The sequence below is a fragment of the Wolbachia endosymbiont of Litomosoides sigmodontis genome, from assembly GCF_013365435.1.
In the GTDB taxonomy this organism is placed as follows: Bacteria; Pseudomonadota; Alphaproteobacteria; order Rickettsiales; family Anaplasmataceae; genus Wolbachia.
In genome coordinates this window covers 855,800-868,208 of the sequence record NZ_CP046577.1, presented here as the reverse complement: position 1 = coordinate 868,208, position 12,409 = coordinate 855,800, and the positions used below count along the sequence as shown (strand labels likewise).

General features: G+C 31.4%; 12 protein-coding genes. 8 read left to right on the top strand and 4 right to left on the bottom strand.

The window, feature by feature from the left end; all coding sequences use genetic code 11:
• The first annotated feature begins 115 nt into the window (after window positions 1–115).
• The 5 genes from GOY07_RS03510 to GOY07_RS03490 all read left to right on the top strand — a co-directional run bounded on the left by GOY07_RS03510 (window position 116) and on the right by GOY07_RS03490 (window position 4,528).
• On the top strand, window positions 116–751 hold the full coding sequence (locus GOY07_RS03510) for a P-loop NTPase family protein (RefSeq protein ID WP_175838552.1): 636 nt from the start codon (window positions 116–118) through the stop codon (window positions 749–751).
• A 363-nt stretch (window positions 752–1,114) separates the two neighbouring features.
• Window positions 1,115–2,101: a tyrosine-type recombinase/integrase gene (locus GOY07_RS03505; RefSeq protein WP_175838274.1), complete on the top strand. Its 987-nt coding sequence runs from the start codon at window positions 1,115–1,117 to the stop codon at window positions 2,099–2,101.
• A gap of 203 nt (window positions 2,102–2,304) precedes the next feature.
• On the top strand, window positions 2,305–2,880 hold the full coding sequence (locus GOY07_RS03500; protein WP_246224388.1) for a lysophospholipid acyltransferase family protein: 576 nt from the start codon (window positions 2,305–2,307) through the stop codon (window positions 2,878–2,880).
• A gap of 63 nt (window positions 2,881–2,943) precedes the next feature.
• Window positions 2,944–3,213, top strand: coding sequence for a 30S ribosomal protein S20 (gene rpsT, locus GOY07_RS03495; protein ID WP_175838270.1), 270 nt, complete (start codon window positions 2,944–2,946; stop codon window positions 3,211–3,213).
• 64 nt (window positions 3,214–3,277) lie between these two features.
• Entirely contained in the window at window positions 3,278–4,528 is a 1,251-nt protein-coding gene (locus GOY07_RS03490; protein ID WP_175838551.1) for a citrate synthase, read from the top strand.
• Window positions 4,529–5,596: 1,068 nt separating this feature from the next.
• Here the strand turns inward: GOY07_RS03490 and GOY07_RS03485 are convergent.
• A complete protein-coding gene (locus GOY07_RS03485) occupies window positions 5,597–5,776 on the bottom strand; it encodes a hypothetical protein (RefSeq protein WP_175838268.1) in 180 nt (59 codons plus the stop codon).
• 98 nt (window positions 5,777–5,874) lie between these two features.
• Between GOY07_RS03485 and lipB the strand changes: the two genes are divergently transcribed.
• From lipB to GOY07_RS03470, 3 genes are all read left to right on the top strand, one after another.
• Entirely contained in the window at window positions 5,875–6,492 is a 618-nt protein-coding gene (gene lipB / locus GOY07_RS03480; RefSeq protein WP_175838266.1) for a lipoyl(octanoyl) transferase LipB, read from the top strand.
• Window positions 6,492–7,496, top strand: coding sequence for an LD-carboxypeptidase (locus tag GOY07_RS03475; protein ID WP_369800426.1), 1,005 nt, complete (start codon window positions 6,492–6,494; stop codon window positions 7,494–7,496). The genes lipB and GOY07_RS03475 overlap by 1 nt, the downstream gene beginning before the upstream one ends.
• A gap of 368 nt (window positions 7,497–7,864) precedes the next feature.
• A complete protein-coding gene (locus GOY07_RS03470; RefSeq protein WP_175838265.1) occupies window positions 7,865–8,047 on the top strand; it encodes a hypothetical protein in 183 nt (60 codons plus the stop codon).
• Window positions 8,048–8,859: 812 nt separating this feature from the next.
• On the opposite strand, the gene ubiA is transcribed toward GOY07_RS03470, so the two are convergent.
• Genes ubiA through infB form a run of 3 tightly spaced genes read right to left on the bottom strand, consistent with a single transcriptional unit; the run spans window position 8,860 to window position 12,409 of the window.
• Window positions 8,860–9,729, bottom strand: a complete 870-nt coding sequence (gene ubiA, locus GOY07_RS03465) for a 4-hydroxybenzoate octaprenyltransferase (RefSeq protein ID WP_175838264.1) — start codon at window positions 9,727–9,729, stop codon at window positions 8,860–8,862.
• Window positions 9,730–9,742: 13 nt separating this feature from the next.
• Window positions 9,743–10,078: a ribosome-binding factor A gene (locus GOY07_RS03460; RefSeq protein WP_175838262.1), complete on the bottom strand. Its 336-nt coding sequence runs from the start codon at window positions 10,076–10,078 to the stop codon at window positions 9,743–9,745.
• Between the two features lie 6 nt (window positions 10,079–10,084).
• Entirely contained in the window at window positions 10,085–12,409 is a 2,325-nt protein-coding gene (gene infB / locus GOY07_RS03455) for a translation initiation factor IF-2 (protein ID WP_175838260.1), read from the bottom strand.

Below are 12,409 nucleotides of genomic sequence, written 5' to 3'. Positions count from 1 at the left end.
CATAACCAACTTATAATAAGAAGAAATGAGTTGTAGAATGCCTGATGGTTCTTAAAGAAGAAAGCGAACAAATTTTGGCAAAAAGATTATTAATCAGGGACACAAGATGTTTAACATGCAACTGAATTTATTTAACAATAATCAGGTTGATTATAGTCGGCAAAATTATATTGTTTTAGATGAAAATAAGCTTGTATATGATGCAGTAATTAATGATTTATCTTGGAAATGCTTGTTTCTCTTTGGGCCTAAAGGCTCTGGCAAAACTCACCTTGCTCACATTTGGCAGTCGATAAGCAATGCAATCTTTGTCAATGTAAACGACTTTATAAGTGAGATTGGGAATAGCGATGCTTTTATTTTAGAAGATGTGCAAGATATTCAAGATGAAGCAACTCTATTACACTGTTATAACTACATGAAAGAAAATAACAAGAGATTGCTAATTACTTCCTCAACTTCACTAAAAAAGCTCAATTTTAAATTGAAAGACTTAAGCTCTCGCATATTATCAACTATCAGCGTAAAAATTCCATCTGCAAGCGAGGAATTATTGCGAATTATGTTAATGAAAAGATTTTCAGATAAACAATTGAAAATTAATTTGAAAGTGATTAATTATATTTTAGCAAGAATAGAGCGTTCTTTTTGTAGCGTTACTAGGATTATAGAGAAAATAGATAATGGATTTGTGGGATCAAATGTTACCATTCCTTTTGTTAGCACTTTACTAAAAAAGGATACTATGTGATTCCTTTTTTTTGTAGATAATTTTTTGCGTATACTGAAAGTTTGTTGACATTCGTGACACTGGTGCCTCTGCATTGTTATGCTAAGACTATAAAAATGTTATTTTATAATATAAATATTAATGAATATGGTTAAGAGGCAGTATATTATAGTATAACTCACTTTGTAAGATGTTTTTTGGAGATTTGATGTTATAATTTAACTATGGTAAAAGCAAGATTGAATCTAAAAAAAAGGTTAAGACGAAAGTTTGTTATACTTATCCTATTGATAAATGCTTTATTTGTTTCGTATTTTTTAATAAGGAATACGAATAACATTTCCAGTCAAATGATAGTAAAAGAAATAGATATAGGAGCTGATAATGAAAAATAGGCAGTTACATGATAAAAAAGAAAATCTTTACATCACATATTACATAGATGCTTTAGTGTCAGAAAGGTCCGCTACACAAAATACTTTGGAAAGTTATCGTTCTGATTTACATCAACTTGAAGCTTTTCTGCTGAAAAGCGGTACTACTTTGGTTGGTGCAGGTAAAACTAATATTAAAGATTATGTAAAGTTTCTATGCACACAAAAAAAATACAAAAGCAGTTCTATATCAAGGAAAATATCTGCTATGAAAAATTTTTATAAATGCCTGTTTAATGATGGGATAATAGATTTTAATCCAGCTCCAGCTAATGATGATGAGTTGAAAAATCCAAAGGTTTTTCGTCCTTTGCCCAAGTATTTAAGTGTTAAAGAAATGTTTTTGCTAATGGACACAGTTAGAAAGTCAGCAAATGAATCGAGTAAAGAGATAAATAGCAGAAGGTTATGTGCTATCTTAGACATCTTATACTCTTCAGGAGTACGTATCTCTGAGCTAATTAGCATAAAATTATATGAAGTGTCACATTTATTAAACAGTAGTGACAAAGAATGTTATATAATAATAAAAGGAAAAAACAGTAAAGAAAGGCAAATCTTCTTTAATGAGCAAGCATTGCAAAGCCTTAGAAATTATTTGTTAGTTCGCAATAATCTGATTTCTGACGGAAAGGAATCTGATTGGTTATTTCCAGGTAATAAGCCTAGTAAGGCAATTACAAGACAGAGAATCGGTCAATTGATTAAGGAACTAGCAAAAAAATGCAATATTGATAAAAACAAAATCTCCCCACATGTGATTAGGCATTCCTTTGCTACTCATCTACTAGATAGTGGAGCAAGCATTATGTTGATACAGAAAATTCTTGGACATACTAACCTTTCTACAACACAAATATACACTCATATTGCTAACAAAAAATTAAAGGATAAATTAGTTGATTCGCATTCTATCACTCAGGTAATCAATAGTTAGACTTGTTATTTTTAATTTATGGTAAAGTTAAATTCAAATAAGTTCATTTAGGACGACAGGCTTTTGTGATTTCAAGTTTATTGTTTAATTTTTTTCTTATACTGTGGGAAGTGTTCTATACTTTGGGTGCTCTTCCTGTAATTTTCTTTCCTGCACATGTGATAACTATTTTTCTTATTTGCTCAGCAAGGGTTGTATTACTCATGCTTCGTTTACTATGTGGAATTAAATACGAAGTTAGGGGAATGGAAAATATTCCAAAACATCCTTTTATAATTGCCTCTAAACACCAATCTCCACTTGAAACATTTATCTTTATACTTTTATTTAGAAACGCGGTTTTTATTTTGAAACGTGAACTAAAATGGATTCCTTTTATTGGCTTGCATCTTATGGCGCTTAGAATGATTTTTATTAACCGTTTAGATGGCGTTAATGCTATGCGCCGTATCATCAAGCTAGCAAGAATGCGTATAGTAGAAAATAGAAGCATAATAATATTTCCTGAAGGTACTAGAACAGCTGCAAAGCAAAAAACAAAATATCAACCAGGTATTGCTGCTTTGTATAGTGTGTTATCTATTCCTGTATTACCTGTCGCTTTAAATACCGGTTTATTTTGGCCAAAGAGCATACTTTCTATGAGAAGGAATTCAGGGAAGGCAGTAATAGAGGTATTGCCTCCAATATATCATGGATTAAATAAAAATGAGTTCTTAGAAAATTTGGAAAAAATTATTGAAGAAAGGAGTAATGAACTAACTGCAGAGAAAAACTAGTATTGCAAATCAGTAAGAAAATTTTATAATGAAAGGAGAGTACAGTGTTTAAGGTATTAATACATGGCAAATCATAAGAATGCTAAAAAGATGATAAAGGTAATAGCGAAGCGCACTTTGATAAATAAAATGCGTAAAAGTAAAACTCGCACTGCTGTTAGAAAATTGATTGATATAATTAAGTCTAGCAATAAAGAAAATGTCATTCCAGCATTTCGAAACGCCGAGTCTAGTTTACACAAGTGTGTTAGTAAAGGTGTTATCCATAAAAACGCTGCTGCACGTAAAATAAGTCGCTTGAATGCAAAAGTAAAAGCATTGATGACCGCTTAACGTGATTAATGCAAAGTTAACCGTTCAATTTATATGCTTCCGCAAAATTCAAGTAGCTTAAATGATGAATAAAAAAGCGTTATTGGAACTAAGCAACGGACTAAAAATTGAGTTACCTGTATTAAGCGGAACAATAGGTTTTGATGTGTTAAATATTAAAGATTTATGTAAGGCCACAGGGTTACTCACCTATGATCCAGGATTTGTTTCCACAGCTTCGTGTTCTTCTGCAATTACATTCATTGATGGAGATAAAGGAATTCTTAGGTATAGAGGTCATGATATAGCTGATTTAGCAAAAAACAATGATTTTACTGCTGTAATTTATTTGCTACTCTATGGTAAATTGCCTAATCTAGAACAATACAAAAAATTTTTTCTAAAAATACAAGAATTATCTAAAGTACCTGGGCAGGTTGTAAATGTAATTAAAACATTTCCAAAAGCTGCTCACCCTATGTCAATTTTAATTGCGTGTTTTGCAAGTTTGTCAGCGCTTTATTACGAGAAATATGGTAACAATGTCAGTAATGAAAACCTAGATTTTGGAATCTCTGTAATAGCGCAGGTTCCTGCAATTATTGCTATGATTTATAGGCATACCTATAATCAGGAATTTATAGATACTGATAATGAATTGAGCTATAGCAAAAATTTCTTAAGAATGATGTTTGGTAATGCTCTTACTAACGAGAAAAGTCACCTTTTTGCTAAAGCCTTAGACAAAATATTTATTCTTCATGCTGATCATGAGCAGAATGTGTCAACAGCAGCTGTCAGAGTAGTAGGATCAGCTGGTTCTAATTTATTTGCATGTCTTTCTGCAGGGGTTGCTGCACTTTGGGGACCTGCACATGGTGGAGCTAATGAGGCAGTTGTAAATATGTTAAAGGAGATAGAGCAAAGCGGGAATGTAAATAAATTTATTAAAAAAGCTAAAGATGACAAAGACCCATTTAAATTAATGGGATTTGGGCATCGTGTTTATAAAAATTACGATCCACGTGCACGTATATTGAAAGATGCTTGTGATGAATTTTTAAATAAGCTAGAACAAAATAGTGAACTGCTCAAGATTGCAAAAGAACTTGAAGAAATAGCTTTAAAAGATAAGTATTTTGTTGTGCGTAAGTTATATCCAAATGTTGATTTCTATTCAGGTATAATAATGAATGCTATCAATATTCCTTCAACCATGTTCACACCTATTTTTGCACTTGCAAGAACTACTGGGTGGGTTGCTCAGTGGTATGAAATGGTAAATGATAAAGAAACCAAGATTTGTAGGCCAAGGCAGCTCTATGTTGGTAAATGAGCTGTCATTTACAGGCAGTAGTGTAGCAGAAAAACCTTAAGCAAGTATAACCATTAAATTAAGATAGATTGAGCTTAGATGTGCAATAATAGAGACGGTGTTTGTGAGTTAAACATAGAAATTACTTGATAATCTTATCAATTCCCTTACCGTGGTGGTACTTTGGGACTGAAATTTATCTTTAATCTTTGTTTTATGCTAGTTTCCACTGTACAAGGAATGGATAGACGATAATGAAAAAGGAGCTATACTGAAGTATAGTAGAATAGCGAAGTTTAAAAAGTACAGTATAACTGCCTTAGTGAAAATAAGTTACATTTCAAGAGCAGCACTAACTGTGTAGATAAAGCACCTAAGATTTGGAAGAGAAGAAAAATTATTTATTCTTTTTCAAAGTTGTAGAAAAACTAGATTGGATCAAAGTCAATTGGAACAAGTTGAAGTATGGGTACAGAAAAATCCTAGTATTACCATGAAAGGAATGAGAATATGTAGAAAATAAAATTTTCATATATTACGCCAAGATCAGTTCACAGTGAATAAGATAAAAGTAGATAGGAGAAGTTTAAGAAAAATTTAATGAGACTATTGGTAAGTATTCTAAACAAGAGTTATTTTTTTGGTGAACTATGGTTTAATACACATTAAAAAATTGGATACGTGTGATTTTAAAAGGGCTAAATATAGATTAAAGTAAAATGAAGTAGACAAAGTTTTTGTCTCTACAGTGCAGTTAATCTAGAAATGGAGGGAGTTCTAGCTTATTTGCACTGAGCATCAACACTGATTGTATGAATATATTTCTTGAACAAATGTTACAATGTTTAAGAATATAAGAAACCTTTCTTGTTATGACTTATATAAGTTGACATGAGTCAAAAAATTGAGAAGTATCTACCACCGTACTCCTAGGCTTAATTCTATGTTGCATATGAAACAAAATATTTTGCTCAATAAAGAGTCTATAATATACAATTGCTTTGCTTAGGAGAGCTTTGTGCAAATTTATTTTGCCTTTTCTTCCTCACTACACAATTAAATAACTTTGCAATGTTACTTATTGTCCTGTTAATAATGAGAATTAGTATTACTTGTTGGGTCAGCAATATTTAGAGCAAAAATATGAGGAGAGCGGTAATAATTTAAAAAATCTGTCATTGTAATTCTATGCCTAACACAAATCACTTCTGTCATTCTGTCAGTAAAAAATTTTCTAATGCGAGTATCAGCTACTTTAGTGATGATCATCTCAGTAAATCAAGTCGAAAATGTCAGTAAAGTTGTGGTAATATATATTTTTACTATCATTAACTTATTTTATAAGCTAAAAAGAGAAGAGATTGAACATGGTAGAGTGGCTAATATCTGATCAACTTGTTGATTATAACTACGCTGTAAAATTCATGGAAAAAAAAATTCAACAAATCCACAATAACTTATCTGATGAATTGGTATGGCTACTCCAGCATCCTCCACTATACACAGCAGGAATTAGCGCAGCAGATGATGACGTTGTCGAAAAATTATTTCCTATACATAAGACGGGTAGGGGTGGTAAATACACATATCATGGGCCAGGGCAACGCATTATGTATTTAATGCTGAATCTTAAAAAAAGAAATAAATGTGATATAAAATTATATATTAGAGACCTTGGTAGTTGGATAATAAATGTTTTAAAGTACTTTAATATATTTGGAGAATTTAAAGAAGATAGAGTAGGTGTTTGGGTAGATAATAATGGAGTAGAGGAAAAAATAGCAGCTTTTGGCATTCGCTTAAGAAAATGGGTAACTTACCATGGCATAGCGCTTAATGTGTTTCCAGATCTTTCTCACTATAAGGGAATTATTCCTTGTGGATTGAAAGATTATGGTGTTACATCAATGAAAGCATTAGGTATCAGAGCTCCACTCTCTAAATTAGATGACATACTAAAAAAAGAATTTTATAAGATATTTTAGTGTACTCTGTTGTCATTTGCTTCTTATATTTTATTTTCACTTTATGTGCTAGCACAGATACTTATGCAGTTAATCAAGTAAATATTATTGCTCCTTCTTCTAAGGGAAAAGAGCCAGATTTAACTACTATAAAAGAATATGTAGAAGCTTTGGGTTTTAATTCCCATATTTCAGAGAAAATATATAGTAATAATGATCCATTTTACTCCAACTCTGATGAATTTAGAGCAAGCGATTTGGTTAGTGCTCTAATTGACAATGATAACAAAATAATTTGGTGTATCAGAGGAGGAACAGGATCTTCTCGGTTAATTCCTTATCTAGAAAGGTTATCAAACGATAAAAAAGCAAGAATTGCTCAAAATAAGAACAAAAAGATTCTTATAGGCTATAGCGATATAACTGCCTTACACATTTACTTACAAGTCAAATACGATTGGCAAACTCTTCATGGTACTACGTTAGAAATGATGGTAAATAACTTCGTTTCTGAAAGTTCTGTTGAAAAATTAAAAAGGTTAATCCTAAATCAGCAGAGCTCTATTAGGTTTAATAACCTAAAAATAATTAATGATGACATTAAACTAAAAAATGGCAGATTAGAATCTAAAATCATTGGTGGCAACATGATTTTGGTTGAAAATAGTATAGGAACCACTTGGCAAATAAATGCAAAAGGAAAAATTCTATTTTTGGAAGATGTAAGAGTCTATCCATATGCAATAGAGCGCAGTTTAGATCATCTAAAACAAGCCCATGTTTTTGATGAAGTACACGCAGTAATTTTTGGAGATTTTATTAATTCCGGTAACGATAATCTTGTTGAAGTTGTAAAAGAAAGATTTGCAAAGAGTGTTAATTTTCCAGTGTTTACGGTTCAAGGAATAGGTCATGGATATGTAAACGACCCTTTACCTCTCAATACCTATGCTACTGTTGGCGTTCAGGACGAAAAGGAAGGTTTGTTTTTTATAGATGTGCAGAATGTTGGCTTTATGGATTGATTTACATTGCACTAATACCAATTTACTCTCTACAAAGAAACGGATAGGCAGTGATAAAAGAGAAGCCATACTGTGGAGTAAGTAAAATAGCATGATTAAATGATAAAACATAGTATAACAGCCGCAGCGGAGATATATTGCATTTCAAGAACGGCACTAACTGTGTAAGTAAAGTACTAAGATTTGGATAGAGAAGAAAAATTATTTGTACCTTAACGCCATAAAAAACTTAATTAAATCAAAGTCAATTTTGACAAGTTAAAGTATGGATATAAGAAAGCCCTAATATAACCCATTAAAGAAATGAGAATAATGATCTAGGAAAGATTTGGCTTAAATGTCAGCAAGTCTACAATAATATGCAAAAAATGAAATTTTCTGTTATGCCAAGACCAATTCATAATGAACAAGATGAAGGTAAACAGGAAGAGTTGAAAAAACTTAATGAGACTATCGGAAGTATTCTGAACAAGAGTTATTCATCTTTGATAAATCGCCGATTTAGTAGACAACTCAGAAGTTGGACATGGGTGATTTTAAAAAGGCGTTAGAGTACAGATTAAAGTAAAATTAGGTAGACAAAAATTTTTATTTCTATAGTGCAATTAATTCCAGAAAAAGAGAGAGTTCTGACTTATTTGTACTGAATGTCAACACCGATTATATGAATATATTTTTTAAACAAGTATTTTAATATTTAAGAATATAAAAAGCCTTTCTTATCGTAAATTGTGCTAATTAGCATAAGTTAAAAATTTAAAGGTACCTAAAAATATCTAGATTATATACTTATCACCATACTCATCAGAGCTTAATCGTATTGAGAGACTTTAGTTGTATATGAAGCAGAACATTTTGTGTAATAAAATCTATAATACAATTACTTTGCTTGAGAGCATTTTATATTAATTTATTAACTCTCTTTATTCATTCTGCAATTAAATAACTCTGCAATGTTACTTATTTGATCTACTAACAATAAGAATTGGTATTACCAATAGTCGTCTCATTAATGGTTATATTATTGCTTTCTTGTATCCATTCTATCCAAATCTTAGTACTTTACTTATACAGTTAGTGCTGTTCTTGAAATGCAATATGTTTTCGCTGTGGCTGTTATACTATGCTTTGTCATTAACTATGTTATTTTTTTTACTTACTTCAGTGTGGTTCCTCTTCTATTATTGCCTGTCCGTTCCTTATAGAGTGTGAATTAGTATAATTACAACTTACCATTTATTAAAATATAAGCTTAAAAGATTAAGGTCTAGTAAATATCATTTGTATGGTTTATAGGGCCAAGATTAAGTTCTATTGAGTGAGTTTAAATGATCTAATTTTGTTGGTATGCAGATTTTGTAATCTAATTGGCAGAGTTCATAACTCTATCTAAAAAGATACCAAAAAAAAGCAGTAATCCTATATAGGAATTATTTTTAAATATGGACATGCATTGACTGGAGTTATCAGGATTGAAATGTTTGTACTGGCAATAGAATATAAATCCTACAGCGAGCAAAGCAATGTAAAAAATGTTGTTCAACGATGATAAAATACCGGCATATAGCCACATCATAAGAGATGTTAAGTAAAACCTTTTTAGCCAAGATTTTGTTTGATCACCAAAATATAATGCAGCTGATTTCATTCCGAGTTTTTCATCATCCTTTTTATCTTGATGAGCATATATGGTATCATAACTCAGTGTCCAAAAGATGCATCCTGCATAAAAGAACATGGGTTCTATACTGATCTGGTTCTTCACTGCTGCCCAGCCCATGAGTGATCCCATATTGAAAGTAAATCCTAAAAACAGTTGTGGCCACCACACATAACGCTTTAATAATGGGTAAATAATTACCATACACATTGAAACTATTCCAAGTATAAGTGTAGTTTCATTAGTAAACAGTAGAACGGCTAAGGCAATAGACAGTAACAGAGAAAGTAAAATTAAAGCTTGCTTTACATTTAATTTACCACTTGCGAGTGGTCTATATTTTGTTCGTTCAACATGCGCATCTATTTCTTTATCGAAAATATCATTGATTATGCAACCTGCAGGTCTCATTAAGAATGCACCTATAGTAAATAAAATAAAGAAAAAAAAAGTCTGCCAAGATAGAGGAGAGGTTGAGGCTAGGATAATACCACTCAAACTAGGGAATAACACAAGCCACAAGCCTGTTAAACAGTGTAACCTCATTAATGAAAAGTAACAATTGAAATGCATTTGTTAAGTATAATTAACTTAGTACTTTGCTTATGTTAACAAAATTATCGAACGCTAAATCAGCTTTAAAAACTAGCTTTGGTATAAATCGTAAATTAACATAATTCAGTATGGATTTGCGTATTAACCATGAAGATTGGTTAATTTCATTAATAATAGTATTTATATTATAATCTTCTTTGTTTAACGAAGATAACACAATATATACATCTGCTTTTTTCAAATCTTCACTTAATTTTACATCAGATACCACTATATTTTTATTGAATACTCTATCTTCCATTAAAACTTTGGATATTGCTCTACGCAATACAGATGCTATTTTTAGATTTCTGATTTTCTTTTTCATATTAAACTACGACAATACCCTTTCTTCTTGCACTAATTGATAAGCTTCAAGAATATCTCCAACTTTAATATCAGCATTACCATCTAGAGATACTCCACATTCAAAGTTTGTGCCTATTTCTTTAATGTCATCCTTAAATCTACGTAAAGCTTTCAACTTTCCTTCATATATCAACTTATTATTACGCATTATCTTAATTAGAGAATCTTTTTTTACAACTCCATCACTTACATAACATCCAATAATATTTCCTGCTTTAGATACATTAAATATCTGCCTTACAGATGCAGAACCAATGCGCACTTCTCGTGTCACAGGCTTTAACATTTTAGTTAAATACATTCTCATGTCATCAATAAGCTCGTATATTATATTATAAGTATATATTTCTACGCCTTTCCTTTTTGCTAAATCCCTTATTTTTGAATCTACTTTAACATTGAATACTAAAATTACTGCACTTGATGCTTCTGCAAGCAGCACGTCTGAATCCGTTATTCCTCCTACTGCTTTGTGTAAGATATTCAACTTTACTTGATCTTTACCTAGCTTATCGATTGAATTCGATATTGCTTCAATAGAACCAGTTACATCACACTTTAAAACTATAGATAGTTCTTCTATTTTGCTGTTGTTGCAACTGAGCATGTCTAAATTATTGTTGCTAAAATCTTCTTTCTTTTCCTTAATTAATTCTAACCTATATCCAGCAATTTCACGTGCCTGTTTTTCAGAATTTACCACAACAAATTTATCTCCAGCATTTGGTACAGCATTTAGACCAGTTATCTCAATTGGAGAAGATGGTAGTGCTATCTTTTCTCTTTGACCGAGGTGATTAACCATACTGCGTACTTTACCGTATGTTGTACCAACCACCAACATATCACCAACTTTTAGCGTTCCTTCCTCAACTATCAATGTAGCTGATATTCCCTTAGCTTTATCTATTTTAGATTCTATTACCCACCCCAGTGCTCTGCAATCTTCTATTACTTCTAGCTTCATTAATTCAGCGATCAACAAAATCGCCTCTTCTAGTTTATCCAAGTTAATTTTCTTTTTTGCTGATACTGGCACAACTATAATATCGCCACCGAGCTCTTCAGGAATGAGATCATATTGAGGTAAACTACTAATTATTCTTTCCACATCACCTGATTGTGATTTATCAATTTTATTAATAGCAACTATAATAGAAACATTTGCCGCTTTTGCATGGTTTATTGCTTCAATTGTTTGTTTCATGACTCCTTCGCCAGCCGCAACTACTATTACAACTATATTAGTGATATTAGCACCACACGCACGCATTGCAGTGAACGCTTCGTGTCCTGGCGTGTCAATGAAAGTAATTTTTTGCTTATTTTTTGTAATTATCTGATAAGCACCTATGTGCTGAGTTATTCCACCTGACTCTTTTTCTGCAACATTAGATTCACGAAATGCATCGAGCAAAGAAGTTTTACCATGATCAACGTGTCCCATAAAAGTGACAATTGGTGGTCTAGTTTTTTTAGGCAAATTTTCTCTCTCTTCTATGAAGAATAAATCTTTTTCTTTATTAGCATCGCTTACTCGTTTAACCGTATGATTAAATTTTTCTACTATTTCGCATGCTATTTCTGGATCTACTAAATCATCCACTCCATAATTCTCACTTACTTCCTCCTTTAACATTTTTAGTACACTTTTGCTATCTTCTGCCATGCGGATAGATAATTCCTTAATTGTAATCTCATCTGGTATAATAACTTCCCTTGAGATATTTTTACCCTTAGTAAATTCTAACTTTCTATTTCTTATACCAAATCTTTGCTTAAACACAGAAGGTTGTTCAATTTTATCATCTATTGACTGTGCAATTATCTGTTTAGAATACTTGAAGTATATATCTTTGTTAGTCCTTAAAGACTTTTTATTATTATTTTTGTTGTCAGTATTATTCTCCATTAGCTTAGCTAAGCTAACATCATTTAGAACTTCCTTTTCAGTTTCTTTAAATGAAGTGTATGTGGTGCTATCTTCATCGTTAATCTTCTCATTATTATCTTTTTTTACTATAACTTCTTTTTCTTCTTTTAGATTTCTTTCTTTCAGTAAAGCAGCGTTCTGTACGGCATTGATACGAGAAATTTGCTCTTTTTCTGTTAAAGAACTTAATAATTTATTTTTATCTTGCTCTTCCGTGTTGCGAGCTTTTCCTCTTCTTTTTTTTACTATTGTAGCTCCCATACCTGGACTTGTAGAAGAGCTCAAATTGAGGTCTAATTTAAGTTTACTAAAGCCTTGAAGGGTTAGTTTTTTGCTACTGATATCTTCATTATTCAT